Here is a 20,450-nt window from a genome sequence, read left to right on the forward strand (position 1 = left end):
CAACGGCGTGATCGGCCTGCACGCGACGGGCGGCTCGACCAACCACACGATCCATCTGATCGCCATGGCCGCCGCCGCCGGCATCACGCTCACCTGGGAGGACATCTCCGATCTGTCGGACGCGATCCCGCTTCTGGCGCGCATCTATCCCAACGGCCTGGCCGACGTGAACCATTTCCACGCGGCCGGCGGGCTGGGCTTCCTGATCCGCGAACTGGCCGATAGCGGCCTTCTGCACCGCGATGTGCGCACCGTCTGGGGTCACGGTCTCGACCCCTATATGATCGAGCCGGTGCTGGGCGCCGAGGACGGCACGGTCGCACGCCGCCCCGCGCCGAAGCGGTCGGGCAACGACAAGGTGCTGGCCCCGGTCGAAAAGGCGTTCCAGCCCAATGGCGGGCTGAAGATGCTGAGCGGCAATCTGGGGCGCAGCGTCATCAAGGTATCGGCGGTCAAGCCCGAGCGGCACGTCATCGAAGCGCCGGCGCGGATCTTCCACGACCAGAACGAACTGCTCGCCGCCTTCAAGGATGGCGCATGCGACCGCGACATGGTGGCGGTGATCCGCTTCCAGGGTCCCAAGGCCAACGGCATGCCCGAACTGCACAAGCTGACGCCGTCCCTGGGCGTTTTGCAGGATCGCGGCCACAAGGTCGCCATGGTCACCGACGGGCGCATGTCGGGCGCCTCGGGCAAGGTGCCGGCCGCGATCCACGTTACGCCAGAGGCGGTCGATGGCGGCCCGATCGCCAAGGTGCGCGATGGCGACATGGTGCGCGTCGATGCCGTCAACGGCACGCTCGAAGTGCTCGTCGACGCGGCTGAGTTTGACGCCCGCGCACCGGTGACCGCCGATCTGATCGACAACACCCATGGCATCGGGCGTGAGCTGTTCGAGACCTTCCGCCGCATGGCGAGCCGCGCCGACCAGGGCGCCAGCGCCTTCGCGCCGATTCCGACACCCTCCGAGGAGCCCGGAACGCACACGCGGCCAAGCCGGCCGGTCGATGTGAAGATGGCCGAAGACGCCTTCCGGTGAGCGCCCATGCCCGGTTTCGGCGCGCCGGCCATGCCGCATGCATGGGCCGGACCGGCGCGGCGCCGAACGCGACCCGCCAGTTCCGGAGCGCCTTGGCTTTTCGTTGAAATCGCTCAAGCGCTCCAAGGGCGCGTTCAACCGCAATTGCCGAGACGAAGCCGGCTCCCGCCCCGGATCGGGTCCGGGGCGGGCATCTCGCTGCGATTGCCTAATGGCCCGAATGATCCATCTCGCCATGGCCGCCGCCCAGATGCTCGCGGATCCGGGCAAGGCTCTCCACATTGAAGACCACCTCCACGTCGCCGGCCTTCTCGAAGGTCAGCGTGGCGGGCAGTTCAGCGCCTTCCTCAAGCGTTTCATTGAGCTGCATGAACATCACATGCAGTCCGCCGGGCATCAGGGTGACGGTCTCGCCGGGCGGGATTTCGATGCCGCCCGCGATCTCGCGCATCCGCATGACGTCGCCGTCCATGACCATCTCGTGGATTTCGACCTTGCCGGCGAAGGCGGCAACACCGCCGATCAGCCGGTCGGCCTCGTCGCCCTGGTTGCGGATCGTCATATAGCCACCCGAGACCGGCGCGCCGGCCGGCGTCGCGCGGACGACGGGATGGTCGATATGCAGCGCGCCGACCCGGTAGTCATGGGCCATGGCGACACCCGTCATCATAAGCGCGGTGGCAGTGGAAAGGATCGTTGCCTTCATGGTCTTTTCTCTCGTCAATGGCGGCGCGCCGGAGTGGCCGGGGCTGCCGCATGCATCATCTGTCGTTTTTGAACCGGATCAGACGAGGCGCCCGGGGGGACCACGCGGCGAGGCGGTTCCATGGCGGACCGGGCGGATCGACGGTTCGGCGCGCACCGGAAAGGCCGACAGGATCGCGCCGCCATGCGCCCAAGCGCGGGGAGCGGGCGCGCGGGCGGGCGGCATGGCGCCGCCGGCGATCAGGCAGAATTCGCAGACCGCGCCCGAGGCGGCCCGATCCTCACCGGGCAGACAAAAGACCGGAAGGGTCCCGTCGGGCAGCGTATATTGCGCAAGCTGAAACGCGCTCATGCCGGACGGCGCCGGCCCGGCCGGCCGGTGCGCGAACGCTGCCGCGACCAGCGCGACGATCAGCGCAAGGCGCATGGCCATCGCGGTCAAGGGCGGGGCACGGCGGACGCGCAACGGGAACATGATCCCTCAATGACCGAAAAACGCCGCGCCGCGCAAGCATTTCGCACGCCGTGCGTCAGCCGACCGCATGCCGTGCGACATCAGAAACTCTTGCGCCGCTCGTCGCTGGGCGCGCGGCCGAACTGCATGCGGTAGCTCTGGGCGAAATAGGAATGGGACGTAAAGCCGGTCGACAGGGCCACTTCCAGGATCGGGATGTTGGTCTGGCGCAGAAGCTGCCGCGCCCGTTCCAGACGCAGGGTCATATAGTAGCGGCCCGGCGTCGAGGCCAGGTGCTTGAGAAAGAGCCGCTCCACCTGGCGGACCGAAAGCTGGACCGACCGGGCCAGTTCGCCCGCCGACAGGGGTTCCTCCAGATTGTCGGCCATCAGTTCGGTCAACCGCTTGAGCTTTTCGGACTTGCCCGTCAGATCGGGTTCGCGGCCGATGCGCTGCCGGTCCTCATGGCTGCGGATGCGTTCATACTGGAAATTGTTGGCCACCTTGTTGGTGATCTCGGCGCCGAAGTCGGCGCGCACGATTTCGAGCATCAGGTCGATGCCGGTCGTGCCGCCCGCCGCCGTATAGCGCTTGCGATCGATCTCGTAGACGTTCGAGGTGCACTCGATATGCGGAAAGGCTTCGCGGAAACCGGCGCGGTTCTCCCAGTGGATCGTGCAGCGATGGCCTTCGAGCTGGCCGGCCAGGGCGAGGATGTGGCTGCCCACGGACAGAGCCCCCAGGCTGGCGCCGCGCCGGCCGAGCGTGCGCAGGGCGTTGACGATCTTCTGCCGACCGGGAAAATCGAGCGTTGCGGAGGCGACGACGAAGATCAGGTCGGCCGGCGGGATCGCCCCGACCGAATGGGTCGGATTGAGCGTCAGCCCGTTGGACGCCCGCACCGGCTCGCCGTCATGGGAAAGCGTCGACCAGCGGTAATAGCCGGTCCCGGAGATGACGTTGGCGGTGCGCAGGACATCGATCACCGCCGAAACGCAGAACATGGAGAAGTCCTCGGCGAGGATGAAGGCAAAGTGCCGCGACGGCGTGTCACTGGTCATCGCATCGGGTCTGCGTAAGGCGTCGAACGACGGGCGACACTGACGGCAAAGCTTCAGTGGCGCAAGCCCCCGGCGCCGGCCCGGTGCCAGCCTCAGAAAACCGGCGGCGTCCTGCCGGCCGCGCGGTGGGCGGCCGCGCACGCATTGGCCATCAGCATGGCGATGGTCATCGGGCCGACGCCGCCCGGCACGGGCGTGATCGCGCCGGCGACCTTTTCGGCGCCGTCGAAGTCGACATCGCCGACGAGCCGCGTCCGGCCCTCGCCCTTGTCGGGGGCGGGCACGCGGTTGATGCCCACATCGATCACGGTGGCGCCGGGCTTGATCCAGTCGCCCGCGATCATCTGGGGTCGGCCGACGGCGGCGATCAGCACATCCGCCGTCCTGCACAGGCCGGGCAGGTCGCCGGTGCGCGAGTGGGCGACGGTGACGGTGGCGTTGGCGGCGAGCAGCAGGTTGAACATCGGCTTGCCGACGATGTTGGACCGGCCGACCACGACCGCGTTCCTGCCCGACAGGTCGGGGCCCAGAACGCTCTCGATCAGAACCATGGAGCCAGCGGGCGTACAGGGCATAAGGGCGGTTTCGGTCTCGCCCGTCGACAGCTTTCCGACATTTTCGAAATGGAAGCCGTCGACATCCTTGTCCGGGGCGATTGCCTGGATCACCGCGCCCGCATCGATGTGGCCGGGCAGAGGCAATTGCACCAGGATGCCATGGATCGCGGGATCGGTGTTGAGTTCGGCGATCAGCCCGAGCAGCGCCCCCTGGCCGGTGTCCGCGGGCAGCGCGTGCTCGACGGACAGGAAGCCGCAGGCGCGCGCCGTGCGGCCCTTGTTGGCGACATAGACCTTGGATGCCGGATCCTCGCCGACGATCACCACGGCAAGGCCGGGCCTCACGCCGGTCCGTTCGCGCAGCGTGTCCGACGCCGCCTTGACTTTTGCCGTAACGTCGGCGGCCACCGCCTTGCCGTCAATGATCCGTGCCATGAAGGTCCCCGTTCCGTTCAGGGGCATAAAGCAGAAAGGGTGCCGCGCGCGAAACCGTTTTTGCGCCTCAAACCGGCGTTTTTCGGCCTGACGCCGGGCTGTGCCGGCGCACATTGTCGCGCCGTACCGCCAGCGCGTCGACCACCGCGCGTATATCGTCGATCGACTGGCGCAGCATGTCCAGTTCACCCGCCGGCGCGGGCGTCGGGGGCGCCTCTTGCGGATAGGGCGGTTGCCAGTGCGGGGCCTGCGGCACCGGTGCGGCATAGGACGCGCCCGGTAGGGGAGGATAGAGGCCGTCCTGCGGCCGGTAAGCCTCCGCGGGGGGCTGGGGCATGGGTTGCGAAGCGAGCGGCGAAGGTGCGTAGCGATAGCCGGGATAGGGGGCGCCCGTTTTCCGCCCTGCGTTGCGGGTCGGGTCGGGGTCGTGGGGCGGCGCCGCACGAAGACCGCCGCCCAGCGCCTCGAAGCTGACCGCGTTCCTCAGGCCGGCGATCACGGCAAGGCCCAGCCCGACGAGCAGGCCGGCCAGCGTGAAGGCCGCCGCGATGGTGCGACGCGAAACCGATGAAGCGGCCAGGGGCGGCTCGGCTCGGGAGAGGGTGGCGGCATTGACCGCGCCCAGCGCGCCGATCTCGCCGGTTTCCCCGGCGCGCAGCAGCGCGTTGCTGTAGATCGCCCGAGCGGCCTCGGCCTCGGCCTGCAGGTCGCGCAGTCCGACGAGCGCCTCGCTCTGATCGGTCTTGGCCGCCTTTGCGCGGGCGACCCGGGCGGCCAGTTCCTGCTCGGTCCGCACGGCGCGGCGCAGTTCCGACCGGGCGCCCTGGACGATGCGCCCGAGTTCGGCCGCGATGTCCTGGCGGGCGGCCTCGATGGCCGCCCTGGCGGCGGCGAGACGCGGATGGCGCGGGCCGAGCTGGTTTTCGAGCCGGGCAGCGGTCTGGCGCAGCGAGGCATGCTGGGCGTGGAACGTCGTCAGGGCGGGCGTGTTCAGGTCAATCGGCACGGAGCCGGCGATCGCATCGTCGATCGTGACCGTGCCCGCATCCTCGGCCTTGGAGCGGGCGCGTATGGTCGCCCCGCGCGCCTCGGCCAACTGGTCGCTGGCCGAGACCAGATCGTCGTCGCTCAGAAGTCGGCCCTGCGCGCTGACGAGACCGTTCTCGATCCGGAAATCCTCGATGCGCCGCTCCGCCCGTTCGACATTGGCCTGCAATGCGTCAAGACGGCCGGTCAGCGCGCTGTTGGCGCTGATGGCCTTGCCTGCGCTGATCGAGGCCTGCTCCTCGACGAACACCCGCGTGACCTCGTTGGCGAGCGTGGCCGCCTTGCGGGGCGCGCGCGCCTCGACGCCGATCGTGACGACGAAGGTGCGCGATGTCCGGTCGATATCGATCGCATCGCGCAGGTTCTCCAGCGTGGTGCGGTCGTTCGTTTCCACCGGGGCCTCGTCGCCGAACAGAGAGGAGATGACGCCGAAACCGTCCGTCAGGCCAATGCCGCGACCGGCCGAGCCGTTGAATTCGGGATCCTGATCGAGATCGGTCGCCTCGATCACCCTTTCGAGGACGGCGCGCGAGCGAACCAGCGACAGCCGGCTGTCGACGATCGCCAGCGCCGCCTCGTTGGCCAGAAACTCCCGCTCCAGGTCGCGGCCGACAAGCTGGATCTCGCGCGGATCGATCAGCACCTCCGAGTAGGCGGTGTAGCGGTGCGGGGTCGACAGGGCGACGAGAACGCCGATGAGCGCGCCGGCAAGGGTGCACGCAGCGATGATGAACCGCCACCGCCAGATGGTGGCGAGCATGGCCACAGGGTCGATCAGCGCGGCGTCCGGGGACCGCGTGCCGGCAGGCCCGCCGCCATCGGTGGCTGCCGGCGCATCGGTCCGGCCCGTTCGGCCGCCCGCCTTCGGCGCCGTACCGTCTTGCGTCTTCGCCAAGGCCGCGAGCAGCGCGTTGGAGCCGTGCCCGCCCCGTCGCTCCCGCGCCGCCCGATGCCGGTCGCGACGCTCGGCGCCGTCGTCGCGCCCTTTGCGGCGCGCGCGCGCCAGCAAGGACAAGGGTGCGCCTGAGGAGGCTGGATCGAACATGATGGCCCGCACGCAAATCTTCTCGGTCAGCCAATTCTGGCCGAATGTGTGAACGCACGCTAAACGGGCGTGGGAAACAAATGGTTAATTTCCGCAACCGTACGCGGACAGGGTCGGCACACGCCGCGCGCGGGCCGGTAGCCGCCCGAAAAACGCGATCTTAAGCGTTCCGTGGGACGCTCGGATCATGAAAATGGCCTTCTGGAACGGCGCGCCGGGCGCCATGGCGCACCGCGACGCCGAAACCGCCGCAGCCCTTGCGGGCAAATATGCGCGCGCCTTCTCCGGCGACGGCGCGCGGGTCTTCATCCAGCTTCTTTACTTCTATCTCGTCGCCAACACGCTGACGATCGCCGAATTCGGCCTGTTCGCCACCGCGTCCTCGGTCGGCATCGTGCTGTCGCGCCTTGCCGGTTTCGGGTTCATGTCGCCGCTCTACCGCATCGCGACGGTCAAGCCGCACCTGATCGGCGCCTATACGGGCGGCTACATCGCCGCCCTCGCCCTGTCGCTGCCGCTCGTCGCGCTTGTCGGCCTGCTCGCCTATCTGGGCCTGTTCGCGGGCACGGTGCCGCTGGCCGCCTTCGCGATGATCGTGGCCAGCGAAGTGCTCGCATGGCGCACGCTCGAAGTTGTGATCAACGTCAACAAGGGGCTCGAACGGTTCGGCCGCGCCTCGATCGCCATCGTGTTCGGCTTTTCGGTCAAGGCGCTCGCCGCGCTCGCCCTTGCCCTGTCGCCCGCGCCCGACCTTGTGCTTTGGGCGCGGATCTACCTGATCGCGCAGGCGGGTATGGCCGTGACCGCCATCGCCCTGTTCTATCCGCGCGCGAGGCTGCGCCTGCCGCTGAAGCTCTTCGGCCGGCGCATGCGCGATGCGCTGTCGGCCGGCGGGGCGGAGATCCTGTTCTATCTGCAAAACGAACTGGACAAGATGATCGTGCTCTTTTTCGGGGGGCCGGCCGCCGCCGGCCTTTACGCCATCGTCATGCGCCTGGTCGACCTGACGGCGATGCCGGTGCGCACCTTCTCGACGATCCTGACCCAAAGGCTAATGCGCCGGCCGCAACTGCTTTCGGGCGTGCGCCTGCGCGTTGCGTTCGAGGGCGGCATCTTCGCGCTGTCGACGCTGGGCCTTCTGGCGATGGTGCTCGTGTTCCAGATCGAGCCGGACATACTCGGCGACAATGTCGCTCGCGCCGCACCGTTCCTGATCGCGGTCCTGTTCGTGCCGGCGCTGCGCAACCTGATCGAGTATCAGGCCGAACTCCTTTATGCCCGCGGGCAGACGGTGACGCGTCTCGTGCTCCATGCGCTCGTCGGCGGGCTCAAGGCGGCGCTGATGAGCGTTCTTCTGGCGCGCGGCATGGAGGCGGGCGACTGGCTCGTCTGGATCAACGCCGTCTTCGCCCTGCTCTATGCGGTTTCGTTCGCGGTCACCTATCGGGCCATGGCCCGGCCGGCCATCCGCGTCTGACGGCGGGCGGTTCAGGCGACCGCAGCCCGCCCGCCCAGGACGGCGGCACGGAAGCGCTCGGGCTCCATCGCGACGAAGGACTGGACGCCGACGCCCACCTGGGACGCGTCGAGGCCGTCGATCATGTCCCCAAGCTCGGCATCGGTCGGCGCCGGGTCGAACCAGCGTATGGCGCAGCTCGGCGTGTCCACGACCGCGTGGCCGGCGCCGCCGAGGACACCGTCGACGTAAGCGCCGTAGAGCATGCACTCGGAGAACTTGCGCGTCCGGCCGATCACCGCGATCCAATGGCGGCCGTGCAGGCGCTGCATGCGCGCGCACATGTCGAGCACCGTCCGGCGCCTCCAGCCGATGAACTGTCCGACATAGTCATGGTCCTGGCGGCGGTCCTGAGCAATGCCGAGCGCGCGGCCGGCATGGGCCGCCCACCGCATATGGTCTCCGATCCGCGCCACTTGCGCACCGTGGTCGCGCCGATAGAGCCGCATGGCGTCGCCGGCCCACATGTCCGACAGGTCGTAGGGTCGCACGAACGCGGTGTCGGAATCGCAATAGAGCAGGCCGTCATCGTCGACCAGGCCGGCGATCGCGATGCGCTTGATCTGCTGGACGTGCCAGCCGTGCAGCGGCAGCGTGAAGGGGCTGACCCACACGCGCCGCCCGCCCGGCGACAGGGCCGCCGGCATCCGCCGCAGCCATGACGGCAGAAGGGCCGCCTCGGTGATCACGCGCCGCCGGGGGCCTTCGAGGCGGCGGAACAGGGCCTCGTCGACGGTGTCGACGAGCAGATAGTGGGTCGTATAGCCGGTCACGTGCCGGTCGATGGTCTCGCACAGGATGGCGCAGCGCTCGAAATCGGGCGCGTGGGAGGCGGTGACGATGGCGTTCGCGCGGCTCATGCCCGACCCCGCGCGCCCGTCGCGCCGAACCCGGCCTTGCGGCGAAGGAGCCGCACCAGGAAAACCGGATTGCCCAGAAGGTAGCGCCGCCAAAGACGCCCCGGTTCGCGGGCGAGCCGGTGGACCCATTCCATGCGCAGGCGGCGGACCCAAACCGGGGCCCGCGGCACCATGCCGGAGGCGAAATCGAACAGGGCCCCCACGCCGATCGCCAGCGTGCAATGGTCCTGCGTGATGTGCCGGGCGATCCACGTCTCCTGGCCAGGGGCGCCGAGCGCCACGAGCAATATGTCCGGCTTCCATTCGGACAGGGCGGCGAGCAGGGCGCGCTGGGCGTCCGCACCGACATATCCGTGCGCCATCGCGCGATAGTCGTGACGTGCGTCAAGGGCCGCAAGGCCGGCCGCGGCGCGCTCGGCGATGCCCGGCTTCGCGCCGTAAAGGCCGACCTTGAGAGGAGCGGGCGCGGTAGCCAGAAGGGCCGGCACGAAATCGGTGCCGTTCAGATTGGCCAGGAAGCGGCGGCCATGGAGCACCCACGCCGCGATGTCGACGCCGATGCCGTCGGGCAGCACGATGCAGTGCTCAAGCACGGCGCGAAAGGCAGGATCGCTCGCGGCCAGGTTGGCGCCGTGCGCGTTCAGGAACGCGATCCGCCGGTGCGTGCCGCTGGCGATGTCGGCATGGAGCGCGGCCAGCGCCGCAGCGCGCGTGACATCGCGCACCTCGACGCCGAGTATATCGCGGCTCAGGGCGGCTTCGTTCCACGGTTCTGATGCGGCGATGTCGGTCATGGCGATCCCGTCCCGCGGACCGACCGGAGCGCCGTGGCGATGACCGCGTCCATGCGCGCAAGCTGGCCGTGCCGGAACGCAGTGCCGTCCAGGTCGGCCACGGCGCCGGTTCCGTGCGCGGCGACCTGTTCGGCCAGCGCCGCCGCAAAGCCGGCCGGCTCGGCCTCGACGCGGACATTGGCCGGCACCCGGGCGATGCCGCGCACCGAGGACGGGGTCGCCACGGCCGGCAGGCCAAGTTCGAACGCCTCGATCGTCTTGAGCTGCACACCGGTGCCCGCGCGGGCCGCCAGCGCCATCACGCGGCACTGGCGCTGGAACCGCTTGGCGTCGATGACGCGGCCGAGGAAGCGGACGCGCGCGTCCCGCCTTGGAAAACCGGCCGGCAACGCTCCCGCGACGGCCACGCTTGCCCATTCCGGCATGAGCGGCATGACCTCTTGCAGGAACCATTCCAGTCCGACCCGGTTGGCCGCCCATGTCCAGGTACCGATCAGCCCCACATCGAAGGCCGGCACGCGCGCGCCGGCGGCACCGTCCGGCGCCGGCATGGCCAGCGGCAGGACATCGGCCCGGCACGAACCGGCAAGGCCGAAGGCGGCGCGGTCCGCTTCGCTCAGCGTCAGCACATGGCGCGCGCCGGCGATCAGCCGCGTCTCCAGCGCTTCGAGAAGGCGCGCCTCGCGCCGATAGGCGAGGCGCTCGACGACGCTGCCGGCATGGTGGGCCGACTGCCGCGCCGTCTCGTGCTCCACATTGTGCGCGACGAACATGTAGGGGCCGGCGGTCAGCGCCTCTTCGAACGCGCCGACAAGGGCCGTCGCGTTGACGACCAGGGCGTCGAACGGCGCAAGCCGCCCCAGCGCCGCGCGCACCCGCTCGGGGGATGCCGTTCGGAGCTTGGCCGAGGCGAACGGAATGCCCGCGCGCATCGCCGCGGCAAGCCAGCCAAGCTTCCGGCGTGTCGAAGCGCGGTCCGTCCCGAGGTCGACCGCGCCAAGGCTTAAGGTGTCATCGGGTTCCGACAGGGTGCTTTGCGGCCATTGAAAACCGAGATGCGTCACCCGCGCGCCGGCGCGGCGCAGCCCGTCGGCGATCGCGGCATTGGCGATCTCGAAGCCGCTGGCGGGCGAACCGCACGGCACCAGGGAAGAAGCAAGGATCAGATGCATAGGGGAACCGCAACAATATCGCTGGGCCAGCCTGCACGCGGACCGGTTAAGGTCCGTTGAAGGTTCCGTGTCCAATCGAGATGGTGATGGTGAACCTATCCTTAACGGCTTTGTGGTCGGCTAGCGCGCAAAGCGTCCCCCGGGCGCAGCCGGACGCCCATGAAACAAAGACTGGCCGATTCCATCTCGCTTGTGGCGCAGACGCCGGACATCGATCCGGCGTCGGTCGACATCGTGGTCACGGTGCCGACGTTCCGGCGCCCCGCCCACCTGCTGCGGACGCTCGACAGTCTGGCGGCGCAGCGGACCGCGCGCGAAGTCGCGCTCATCGTCATCGAGAACGAGGCCGAAGAACGGGCCGGAGCTGTCGCGGCCGGCCCGAGATTCGCCGACGGAACCTATCGCGGCCTCGTCGTCGTGGCCCATGAGCGCGGCAATTGCCGTGCCTACAATGCCGGCTGGTTCACCGCGCTGGCGCGCTTTTCCCACTTCGCCTATCTGGCGGTGATCGACGATGACGAGATCGCTCCGGCCGACTGGATAGAAAGGCTCGTCGCCGCCGCCCGGCGACACGAGGCCGCCCTTGTCGGCGGGCCGCAATGGCCGGTCTTTGCGGGCGCGCCGAACCCGCGCTGGACGCGCCATCCGGTGTTTGCGCCCCATTACCGTGCGAGCGGGCCAGTGCCAGCGCTCCATTCCTCCGGCAATCTGCTGATCCGCCGCGACGTGCTCGAAGCCATGGAGCGGCCCTTTCTCGATCCTGTGTTCGACTTCACCGGCGGCGGCGACAGCGACTTTCTGCGCCGCGCGCGCGGCAAGGGCTTCGCGCAGGCCTGGTGCGCCGAGGCCGGCGTGCATGAAAGCGTGCCCGAAAGCCGCGTAACACGCGCCTGGATCCGCAGGCGCGCCCTGCGCAACGGCCAGCTTTCGGCCCTGATCGAACATCGCAGCCGCACCGATCAAAGGTTCGGGCGCGCGATCACCATCGCCCGGTCGCTGGCGCTGCTGGCCGCCGCGCCGGTGCGCGCGGCGCTCGGCCTGGCGCGCACCGGCGTCGCGCTCAACGCGCTCTATCCGGTCCACATCGCGCTCGGCCGCCTCCTGTCCGAATTCGGCTATGCCAATGAGCAGTACAGAAACCCTGCCGACTGAACGGCGCGCCGCCGCGCCGGCCGTCACGCCCGACGCCCTGCGCGCCGCGCTGGCCATGGCGGTGCTGGCATTGATATGGATCTCGCTGCGCCCGTTCGATGCCGGCCAGCCCTTCGACGGCAGCGCGGCGGGCTTTGCGCAGCGCGGCCTTCTGATGAACCAGCTCGGCTATTCGGCGATGGCCGTACTCGTCCTTGCGACGCTGGTATCGCTGACCGACCGGCGCATCCTGAGGCGCTTCGTGTCGGCCGGCTGGCTTTTGATGACGGGAATCGTCGTCGCCTCGGCCTTCACCGACGGGTCGCACAATGAGTGGCGCGCGGTGACCTTTTCGCTGATCGGCACCGCGTTGGCCGCGACCATGACGCTGCTGCCGGCCAGCGCGCGCGATTTCGAGACCGTGCTGAAGACCGTCTCGCTGGCTCTGCTGGGCCTTTGCTATGCCGGGCTCGTGCTCGACCCGGACGCGGCGATCCACCAGGCGCGCGAACTGGAAGCCCAACATGCCGGCCTCTGGCGCGGCGTCTTCTTCCACAAGAACATCGCCGGCCCGGTGATGGTGATGGTCGGCTTCGGCGGCATCTTCCTGATCCGGCGCGGGCATTTCTGGGGCGGCGGCGCGGTCGCCGCCCTCGCCTTCCTGTTCACGCTGAACGCCGGCTCCAAGACCGCGCTCGCCCTCGCCCCGATCGTGGTCGCGATCGTGCTGCTTCCGGCGCTGGCCGGCCTGCGCCCGCTCGCCGCGATCGCCGCCGTCGGCGCGGTCGCCGGCGCCCATGCGTTCACGATCGGAACCGTGTTCGTGCCGGGCCTGGACGCCGTGCTCCGCGCGTTCCACGAGACGACGACATTCACCGGCCGCACGGTCATCTGGGATTTCGCCCGCGACTATATGCTCGCCCGCCCGTGGACCGGCTATGGCTTTGAGGGCTTCTGGGGCACGTCCGTCCTGCGCGGCGCCGAACAGCCCTTCGACAGCGCGTGGGACCCGCGCGGCATCGTGCATGGCCACAACGGCTTTCTCGACACGCTGCTGTTCTTCGGCCTGCCCGGCCTGTTCGCGATGATCTGGCTCGTGGTGCTGGCGCCGGCGGTCGACTATGTCCGCGCCGGCCGCCGCGCCGGCAACGGCCCGCTCGCCGACTTCTTCTTCATGGTGATCGTCTTCGCCGTGCTGACCTCGGCGCTCGAAAGCTTCTATTTCCGCCGCGCCGACCCGATCTGGCTGACCATGGTGATGGCGCTGGCCGGTCTCAGACTGTGCGCCCGCATGCCGCTGCGCGGCTGACCGGCAGGGGCCCGGACGCGCAATCGCGCGCGCGTCCCTTGCCTTGGGCCACAGCCCGTTGCAGGTTCGCGCCCGCAATGCCCAATGCGGGGACCGCACCTTGATGTCACAGCCGACAAACGTCGTACTCGCCGGATGCGGCAATATGGGGTTCGCCCTGCTGCGCGGCTGGCTGACGGCGGGAACGCTCGCGCCCGGCGATGTGCACGTGGTCGAGCCGCTCGATGCCTTGCTGCTGCGCGCGGCCGACCGGGGCGTCAAAACCTATTCGGCCGCGTCCGCCCTGCCCTGCGACCTGATGCCGGACATCGTCGTCTTGGCGGTCAAGCCGCAGGCGATCGGCGAGGTGATCGGCGACTATGGGCGCCACGCGCAGCCCGGCCGCGCAACGACGTTCGTCTCGGTCGCCGCCGGCGTGCCGATCGCCCGCCTCGAACGGGCGCTGGCGCCCGGCGCGCCGATCGTTCGCGTCATGCCGAACACGCCCGCGGCGGTCGGCGAAGGCGTCATGGTCATGTGCGCCAACGGCCAGGCGACCGAGCGGCAGCGCCAGACCGTCAGACGCCTCATGGCAGCCAGCGGCGAGGTCACCGAGATCGACGACGAGGCGCTGATGGACGCGGTGACCGCGATCTCCGGATCGGGGCCGGCCTATGTGTTCCACATGATCGAGGCGCTGACCGAGGCCGCGCGCGCCGTCGGCCTGCCCGACGAGATCGCCGCGCGCCTCGCGCTCCAGACCGTGCACGGCGCGGCGCGCTATGCCCGCCAGAGCGGCGAGGCGCCGGGCGCGCTGCGCGAGCAGGTCACCAGCCCGAACGGCACGACGGCGGCCGCGCTTGGCGTGCTGATGCGGCCGGACGGGCTGTCGGCGCTGATCGAGGAAGCCGTCAAGGCGGCCCGCGACCGCGCCGTGGCGCTCGGCAAATGACCGGCCGGCCAAAGGGCGCTGAAACCGGAACGGTCGCCCGCAGACGCTTGACGGCCCGGAACAGCCATTGCACAAGCGCGCCAATTGCCGGCACATTGTCGCAATTGTATCTTGGGGCCGGGTGAATCGCCGCATGATCGCAGTTGATTCCGTCTACAAGCAGTTCGGCGGCGTTCACGCCGTCGAAAACGCTTCCATACGGATCGCCAAGGGGTCGATCACCGGCCTGATCGGACCCAACGGCGCGGGCAAGACGACACTGTTCAACATCATCGCCGGCAATCTGAGGCCGACCGGCGGCACGATCCGGCTCGACGGCGAGGAGGTGACCGGCCTGCCGCCGCACGAACTGTTCGCCAAGGGCCTATTGCGCACCTTCCAGATCGCGCATGAATTCCCGACCCTGACGGTGCTCGAAAACCTTATGATGGTGCCCGGCGACCAGGCGGGCGAGCATCTCATGAACGCCTGGTTCGGCTGGGGCGAGGTGCGCCGGCAGGAGAAGGCGATCCGCGACCGCGCCATGGAGGTGATCGCCTTTCTCAACCTGACCCACCTGACCCAGGAACTCGCCGGCAACCTGTCGGGCGGCCAGAAGAAGCTGGTCGAACTGGGCCGCACCATGATGGTCGACGCCAAGGTGGTTCTGCTCGACGAGGTGGGCGCGGGCGTCAACAGGACCCTGCTCAACGAGATCGGCGATGCGATCGTGCGCCTGAACCGCGAGCGCGGCTACACGTTCTGCATGATCGAGCATGACATGGATTTCATCGGCCGCCTGTGCGACCCGGTCATCGTGATGGCCGAGGGCACGGTGCTGACCGAGGGAACGGCCGACCAGGTGCGCAACAACGAGCAGGTGATCGAAGCCTATCTGGGGCGCGGGCCCAGGAATGCGCCGGGCAGGCCGCGCGGCATCGGCGTCGAAGCCGGCGGGGGCGCCTGATGTATCTGGTCGGCGAGAACATGACCGGCGGCTATGGCGGCGCCGACATCATCACAGACTGCACGATCGGCGTCCGCAAGGGCGAGATCGCCGTGATCGTCGGACCCAACGGAGCTGGAAAGTCGACCGCCATGAAGGCGATGCTGGGCATGCTCGGCATCCGCAAGGGCTCGGTCCGGCTCGGCGACAAGGACATCACCGCGCTGACGCCGCAGGCGCGCGTGGGCGAAGGCATCGCCTTCGTGCCCCAGACGGGCAATGTGTTCACCGGCATGAGCGTCCAGGAGAACCTCGAAATGGGGGCGTATCTGCGCCGCGACGATATTCGCCGCACCATGGGTCAGGTCTACGAACTGTTCCCGGCGCTCAAGGAAAAGCGGCGGCAGAGCGCGGGCGAACTGTCGGGCGGCCAGCGCCAGCAGGTCGCCGTCGGCCGGGCGCTGATGACGCAGCCGTCGGTGCTCATGCTCGATGAGCCGACGGCCGGCGTTTCGCCGATCGTCATGGGCGAACTGTTCGACCGGATCATCGAGGTGCGCGACACGGGCCTTGCCGTGCTGATGGTCGAGCAGAACGCGCGCCAGGCGCTGGAGATCGCGGACCGCGGCTATGTGCTGGTCGGCGGCGTCAACTGGCGCGAGGGCACGGGCGAGGAACTGCTCGCCAACCCCGAAGTGCGCCGATCGTTTCTGGGGGGATGACCGCAATGCTTCCGGAGGCGACCGATATCCTCAACGCGCTCGCGCTGATGGGCAACTTCGTGTTCGTGCCCGCCATCACCTATGGCAGCCAGCTCGCGCTCGGCGCGCTCGGGGTCACGCTGGTGTTCGGCATCCTGCGGTTCGCCAACTTCTCCCATGGCGACATGATGGCTTTCGGCACGACCATGGCGATCCTGGGCACCTGGCTGCTCCAGGCGGGCGGCGTCACCGCCGGACCGCTGCCCACCGCGCTGATCGCCCTGCCGGCGGCAATCGCGATCACCGCCGTCCTCGCCATCGTCATCGACCGTTCCGTGTTCTCCTTCTACCGGCGCCGGCGCGCTGCGCCGGTGGTGCTGGTCATCGCCTCGGTCGGCGTGATGTTCATGCTGTCGGCCATCGTGCGCTTCATCATGGGAACCGACGAGCAGCGCTTTGCCGATGGCGAGCGGTTCATCATTCGCGCGCGCGAATTTCGCCAGATGACCGGCCTTGACGAGGGGCTGGCGATCCAGACCACGCAGGCGCTGACCGTCGCGATCGCCATCGTCACGGTCGCCGCCCTGTTCGTCTTCCTGCGCCGGTCGCGGACCGGCAAGGCCATGCGCGCCTATTCAGACAATGAGGATCTGGCGCTCCTGTCGGGCATCAACCCCGACCGGGTCGTCCTTGTCACCTGGATCATCGCGGCCGCGCTCGCCACCATCGCGGGCACCCTTTACGGCCTCGACAAGAGCTTCCGGCCCTTCACCTACTTCCAGCTTCTGCTGCCGGTCTTCGCGGCGGCGATCGTCGGCGGCATCGGCCAGCCGGTCGGCGCGGTGGTCGGCGGCTATGTCGTCGCCTTCTCCGAGGTGATGATGACCTATGCCTACAAGCGCTTCGTCACCCACCTGGTGCCCGAGGAGATGGCACCCGCCGGCCTGCTGCAATTCCTTGGCACGGACTACAAGTTCGCCGTCTCGTTCATCATCCTGGTGGTCGTGCTCATGATCAGGCCGACCGGCATATTCCGGGGAGCGGTGATCCGATGACCAACGCCGCCACCGGAAACGCCCCCGCAAGCGCAGACAATGGGCCGGACCGGCCGGCGCACGCCATCGTCGAACCGCGCACGGCGCCCTGGCGCGCGCCGCTGGCCTTCGCCGCCATGGGCGCGGCGCTGGTCGCCACCGGCCTCTTCCAGTCGCCCGCCGTGGCGCTGACGATCCTGAACATGAGCCTTGTTTCGGCCGTCATGGCGATGGGGCTGAACCTGCAATGGGGCTATGCGGGCCTGTTCAACGCCGGCGTGATGGGGTTTACGGCACTGGGCGGCGTGAGCGCCGTCATCATCGCCCACCCGCCCGTCTGGGAGGCGCTGGCGGCCGGCGGCCGCGGGCTCGGCCTGTCTTTCCTGATCCTGATGGCGATCGTCGCGACGGTCATGTTCCTGGCATCGGCCACGCGGGGGCGGACGCGCTCCTTGCTGATCTTTCTAACCGTCGTCGGCGGCTATATCGCGCTGCGCCCGGTCTTTGGGCAGGCCGTCGGGGCGGTCGAGGCCGTCGATCCGGCGCGCACCGGCTTCATCGGCGGGCTCGGCCTGCCGATCACCCTGTCCTGGATCGCCGGCGGCTTCGTTGCGGCGGGCGTCGCCTGGATCATCGGCAAGGTCGCGCTCGGCCTGCGCACCGACTATCTGGCCATCGCAACGCTCGGCATCTCCGAGATCGTCGTCTCGGTGCTCAGGAACGAGGACTGGCTGGCGCGCGGCGTCAAGAACGTCACCGGCCTGCCCCGGCCGGTGCCCTACGAGATCGAACTCCAGCGGGAAGCCTGGTTCGCCGATCTGGTCGCGCGCATCCATGCCGGCCGGCTCGACGCCATCGCCGATGCCGCCGCGCGCGACGAGGCGCTGCGTCAGTTCATCGTCGAGGGCGCGGGCCATTTCGTGAAGGCGGCCTATGCGGGCCTGTTCACGGTGGTGCTGGTGATCCTGCTCGCCCTTTGCGTGCGCGCGCTCAACTCGCCCTGGGGCCGGATGATGCGCGCGATCCGCGACAATGAGGACGCCGCCGCGGCGATGGGCAAGGACGTCACGCGCCGCCATTTGCAGGTTTTCATCCTCGGCTCGGCGATCATCGGCATTTCGGGCGCGATGATGACGACGCTCGACGGCCAGTTCACGCCCGGCACCTACAACCCGCTGCGCTTCACCTTCCTGATCTGGGTGATGGTCATCGTCGGCGGCTCGGGCAACAATCTGGGCGCGGTGCTGGGGGGCTTCGTGATCTGGTTCACCTGGGTGCAGGCGGAGCCGGCCGGCGCATGGATCATCGCGCAGGTCACGGCCAACATGGACCCGTCGACCGCGCTCCACCGGCACCTTCAGGACGTCGCCGCCCCGTTCCGCCTGTTCGTGATGGGTTTCGTGCTGCTCGTCTTCCTGCGCTTTGCGCCAAAGGGCATTCTACCCGAGAAGATCCGGCACAGTTGAGGCAGGCCCGCCGCCGTCGCGCCGGCCTGGCAGGTGCCGCGAAACGCTTGGCTACCGGAACGCTTGGCTACCGGACGGCGATGCATTTTCCACGGCCTTGGCCCCTCAACGGTGCGCAGACGATCGGCCGGATTGGATGAAAATTCGAGGACTGAATGTCCGCACTCAATATATGACACTTAATAATATTTGCAGAAAACGAAATATTGAAGCCTATTTCATGAAACAAGAGAAATATAAAACGATATAGATTCAATCCATACACGGCATGCACGGGCTCTGCAAAGGCTCGTTCGGGTCAGCGGCATGTTCAAGCCGCCTACGACACTGATTCCGAATGTGAACGGAGCGCCCGGACCACGCCCGATTCCACCTTCACAGGTAAAGGCGAGGATGGGCGAGGGGTGCATGGAGTGTTGAAAATGGGACATGGAAATGCGCCCGCAGGGGCCGAAACGAACAATGGGCGCCGTGTGCCGTTCGGACGCGGCACGGCACGGCTCTGCGCTTTCACCGCGCTGGGAATGGCCGCCGGCGCGCTGATCGGCGCCGGTGCCATGGTGCAAATGGACGATCGGCGGGCGATCGAAGCACACGCGCCGACCGCTGCCGTCGTCACCGCCGCGCAGACCGATGCGGCGACCGCGACGCGTGAGCCTCAAGGACCGGCCGGGGAGGCCGTCCGGGCCGAGGCCGCCAAGCCGGCCGCCCCGGATGACGAAAAGGCGACTGCCCCTGCCATGGCGGCGTCCGCGCAGGCCGAAGCGGCGGTGATCGACACGCCGGTGCTGCCGCCTCCGGTGGCGGCGCGGTTCGGCGACATCGCCGCGCCGACCAGCCCCCTTGTTGCCCGAACCGGCGTTTCGGCATTGGAAGCGACCGTCGAGATCGCCGAAACCGAAGCCGAGGCGGTGAGGATCGAGGAAAGGCTGTCGGCGGCGGGCGCGGCCTACTTCGAGCTTCCGCCCAAAACGGACGATCCCTTCGAGGCGGCTCTTTGGGACGATGTGCCGCTTGCGCCGGCGCGCACCAACGCCTGGGTCAACATGCGCGCGGGGCCGGACAACGACGCCGAGGTGCTGACGGTCGTGCCGGGCGGGGCGGAGTTGCGCGCCCGGACCGGCTGCGCCCATTGGTGCGAGGTGGTGTATGAGGGTCGGCGCGGTTATATCTACAAGAGCTTCATCCGGCGCTGAGCCAGGCCGTGCGGCACCTCCGGTTCAGGGCGCCGGCGTCAGAGGCCGCCGCCACAGAGCCGAGCCCTGGCCTGCCTGTATTCGGCGTCGAGCCGGTCGACATAGTCGGCCACCGGCCGGATCGCCCCGACCGCGCCGATGCCTTGCCCGCAGCCCCATATGTCCTTCCATGCCTTGGCGCCGGTGGCCTGCGAGAAGTCCATCTTGGACGGATCGGCCTGGGGCAGACTGTCCGGATCCATGCCGGCCCTCTCGATCGAGGGCTTGAGATAATTGCCCATCACGCCCGTGAAATAGTTCGAATAGACGATATCCTTGGCCTGGCTGTCGACGACCATCTGCTTGTATGCATCGACGGCGCGGGCCTCGTCGGTGGCGATGAAGGGCGAGCCGATATAGGCCATGTCGGCCCCCATCGCCTCGGCGGCCAGCACGGCGCCGCCGGTGGCGATCGCGCCGGAAAGCAGCAACGGACCGTCGAACCATTGCCGTATCTCCTGAACGAGCGCGAAGGGCGACAACGGCCCGGCATGGCCGCCCGCGCCCGCCGCGACCGCGATCAGCCCGTCCGCGCCCTTGCGGATCGCCGAACTGGCATGCCGGTTGTTGATCACGTCGTGCAGCACGATGCCGCCATAGGAATGCACGGCCTGGTTGACCTCGGGCACCGCGCCCAGAGACGTGATCACGATCGGCACCTTGTATTTGACGCACATGGCCAGGTCGTGCTCAAGCCGTTTGTTGGAGGTGTGCACGATCTGGTTCACCGCGAACGGCGCGGCCGGCCGGTCCGGATCGGCAGCATCGTGGGCGGCCAATGTCTCGGTGATCTCGGCGAGCCACGCGTCGAGCTGGCTCTCGGGCCGGGCGTTCAGCGCCGGAAAAGAGCCGACGACGCCGGCCTTGCACTGGGCAAGCACCATCGGCGGATGCGACAGGATGAACATGGGGGCCGCGATCACGGGCATGCGCAGGTTGGTCGTAAGAATATCGGGCAGCGCCATGGGAATGCTCAAATTTTGACGTTTTCGTAAACGTAAATCTGTAACATGTTTGCCGCCCGGCGCAAGCG

Annotated in this window: 19 protein-coding genes; 10 read left to right on the forward strand and 9 right to left on the reverse strand. The window is 68.6% G+C overall.

Annotation, left to right across the window (positions count from 1 at the left end; all coding sequences use genetic code 11):
- A partial coding sequence (locus AC5E6L_RS05625; RefSeq protein ID WP_491771843.1) for a dihydroxy-acid dehydratase domain-containing protein occupies nucleotides 1-1,039 on the forward strand: 1,039 nt, incomplete at its 5' end.
- A 208-nt stretch (nucleotides 1,040-1,247) separates the two neighbouring features.
- Here the strand turns inward: AC5E6L_RS05625 and AC5E6L_RS05630 are convergent.
- The 5 genes from AC5E6L_RS05630 to AC5E6L_RS05650 form a co-directional block, all read right to left on the reverse strand.
- Complete coding sequence (locus AC5E6L_RS05630) at nucleotides 1,248-1,745, reverse strand: copper chaperone PCu(A)C (RefSeq protein ID WP_491228302.1); 498 nt, start codon at nucleotides 1,743-1,745, stop codon at nucleotides 1,248-1,250.
- A 78-nt stretch (nucleotides 1,746-1,823) separates the two neighbouring features.
- Nucleotides 1,824-2,219, reverse strand: a complete 396-nt coding sequence (locus AC5E6L_RS05635) for a hypothetical protein (protein ID WP_491771846.1) — start codon at nucleotides 2,217-2,219, stop codon at nucleotides 1,824-1,826.
- A gap of 80 nt (nucleotides 2,220-2,299) precedes the next feature.
- Nucleotides 2,300-3,259 carry a GlxA family transcriptional regulator gene (locus AC5E6L_RS05640; RefSeq protein ID WP_491228300.1) on the reverse strand — a complete coding sequence of 320 codons (960 nt, stop codon included), beginning with the start codon at nucleotides 3,257-3,259 and terminating at the stop codon, nucleotides 2,300-2,302.
- A 92-nt stretch (nucleotides 3,260-3,351) separates the two neighbouring features.
- The gene (gene folD / locus AC5E6L_RS05645) at nucleotides 3,352-4,251 is read right to left on the reverse strand and encodes a bifunctional methylenetetrahydrofolate dehydrogenase/methenyltetrahydrofolate cyclohydrolase FolD (RefSeq protein WP_491228299.1); all 900 of its coding nucleotides are present in this window, start codon (nucleotides 4,249-4,251) and stop codon (nucleotides 3,352-3,354) included.
- A 67-nt stretch (nucleotides 4,252-4,318) separates the two neighbouring features.
- Complete coding sequence (locus AC5E6L_RS05650) at nucleotides 4,319-6,313, reverse strand: Wzz/FepE/Etk N-terminal domain-containing protein (RefSeq protein ID WP_491771849.1); 1,995 nt, start codon at nucleotides 6,311-6,313, stop codon at nucleotides 4,319-4,321.
- Between the two features lie 217 nt (nucleotides 6,314-6,530).
- Here AC5E6L_RS05650 and AC5E6L_RS05655 point away from each other — a divergent pair, with 217 nt between their 5' ends.
- The gene (locus AC5E6L_RS05655) at nucleotides 6,531-7,820 is read left to right on the forward strand and encodes a lipopolysaccharide biosynthesis protein (protein WP_491228297.1); all 1,290 of its coding nucleotides are present in this window, start codon (nucleotides 6,531-6,533) and stop codon (nucleotides 7,818-7,820) included.
- Between the two features lie 11 nt (nucleotides 7,821-7,831).
- Here the strand turns inward: AC5E6L_RS05655 and AC5E6L_RS05660 are convergent, their stop codons facing one another.
- Genes AC5E6L_RS05660 through AC5E6L_RS05670 form a run of 3 tightly spaced genes read right to left on the reverse strand, consistent with a single transcriptional unit; the run spans nucleotide 7,832 to nucleotide 10,685 of the window.
- Nucleotides 7,832-8,719: a DUF6492 family protein gene (locus AC5E6L_RS05660; protein WP_491771851.1), complete on the reverse strand. Its 888-nt coding sequence runs from the start codon at nucleotides 8,717-8,719 to the stop codon at nucleotides 7,832-7,834.
- Entirely contained in the window at nucleotides 8,716-9,513 is a 798-nt protein-coding gene (locus AC5E6L_RS05665; RefSeq protein ID WP_491771853.1) for a WecB/TagA/CpsF family glycosyltransferase, read from the reverse strand. Before AC5E6L_RS05665 ends, AC5E6L_RS05660 begins: the two co-directional genes overlap by 4 nt.
- Nucleotides 9,510-10,685: a glycosyltransferase gene (locus AC5E6L_RS05670; protein ID WP_491771855.1), complete on the reverse strand. Its 1,176-nt coding sequence runs from the start codon at nucleotides 10,683-10,685 to the stop codon at nucleotides 9,510-9,512. The genes AC5E6L_RS05665 and AC5E6L_RS05670 overlap by 4 nt, the downstream gene beginning before the upstream one ends.
- Before the next feature lie 159 nt (nucleotides 10,686-10,844).
- On the opposite strand from AC5E6L_RS05670, the gene AC5E6L_RS05675 reads away from it, so the two are divergent.
- The 8 genes from AC5E6L_RS05675 to AC5E6L_RS05710 all read left to right on the forward strand — a co-directional run bounded on the left by AC5E6L_RS05675 (nucleotide 10,845) and on the right by AC5E6L_RS05710 (nucleotide 19,378).
- Nucleotides 10,845-11,837: a glycosyltransferase family 2 protein gene (locus AC5E6L_RS05675; protein ID WP_491771857.1), complete on the forward strand. Its 993-nt coding sequence runs from the start codon at nucleotides 10,845-10,847 to the stop codon at nucleotides 11,835-11,837.
- Entirely contained in the window at nucleotides 11,809-13,125 is a 1,317-nt protein-coding gene (locus tag AC5E6L_RS05680; RefSeq protein WP_491771859.1) for an O-antigen ligase family protein, read from the forward strand. The genes AC5E6L_RS05675 and AC5E6L_RS05680 overlap by 29 nt, the downstream gene beginning before the upstream one ends.
- Nucleotides 13,126-13,228: 103 nt before the next feature.
- Entirely contained in the window at nucleotides 13,229-14,056 is an 828-nt protein-coding gene (proC, locus tag AC5E6L_RS05685) for a pyrroline-5-carboxylate reductase (RefSeq protein WP_491771861.1), read from the forward strand.
- Between the two features lie 133 nt (nucleotides 14,057-14,189).
- Nucleotides 14,190-15,002: an ABC transporter ATP-binding protein gene (locus AC5E6L_RS05690; protein WP_491228290.1), complete on the forward strand. Its 813-nt coding sequence runs from the start codon at nucleotides 14,190-14,192 to the stop codon at nucleotides 15,000-15,002.
- On the forward strand, nucleotides 15,002-15,703 hold the full coding sequence (locus AC5E6L_RS05695; RefSeq protein ID WP_491228289.1) for an ABC transporter ATP-binding protein: 702 nt from the start codon (nucleotides 15,002-15,004) through the stop codon (nucleotides 15,701-15,703). The genes AC5E6L_RS05690 and AC5E6L_RS05695 overlap by 1 nt, the downstream gene beginning before the upstream one ends.
- Nucleotides 15,700-16,737, forward strand: a complete 1,038-nt coding sequence (locus tag AC5E6L_RS05700) for a branched-chain amino acid ABC transporter permease (RefSeq protein ID WP_491228288.1) — start codon at nucleotides 15,700-15,702, stop codon at nucleotides 16,735-16,737. The genes AC5E6L_RS05695 and AC5E6L_RS05700 overlap by 4 nt, the downstream gene beginning before the upstream one ends.
- The gene (locus AC5E6L_RS05705; protein ID WP_491771864.1) at nucleotides 16,734-18,182 is read left to right on the forward strand and encodes a branched-chain amino acid ABC transporter permease; all 1,449 of its coding nucleotides are present in this window, start codon (nucleotides 16,734-16,736) and stop codon (nucleotides 18,180-18,182) included. Before AC5E6L_RS05700 ends, AC5E6L_RS05705 begins: the two co-directional genes overlap by 4 nt.
- Nucleotides 18,183-18,604: 422 nt before the next feature.
- The gene (locus AC5E6L_RS05710; protein WP_491771867.1) at nucleotides 18,605-19,378 is read left to right on the forward strand and encodes an SH3 domain-containing protein; all 774 of its coding nucleotides are present in this window, start codon (nucleotides 18,605-18,607) and stop codon (nucleotides 19,376-19,378) included.
- A 38-nt stretch (nucleotides 19,379-19,416) separates the two neighbouring features.
- On the opposite strand, the gene AC5E6L_RS05715 is transcribed toward AC5E6L_RS05710, so the two are convergent.
- Nucleotides 19,417-20,382 carry an NAD(P)H-dependent flavin oxidoreductase gene (locus tag AC5E6L_RS05715; protein WP_491228304.1) on the reverse strand — a complete coding sequence of 322 codons (966 nt, stop codon included), beginning with the start codon at nucleotides 20,380-20,382 and terminating at the stop codon, nucleotides 19,417-19,419.
- Between the last annotated feature and the right edge of the window lie 68 nt (nucleotides 20,383-20,450).

The organism is Roseitalea sp., assembly GCF_984466335.1.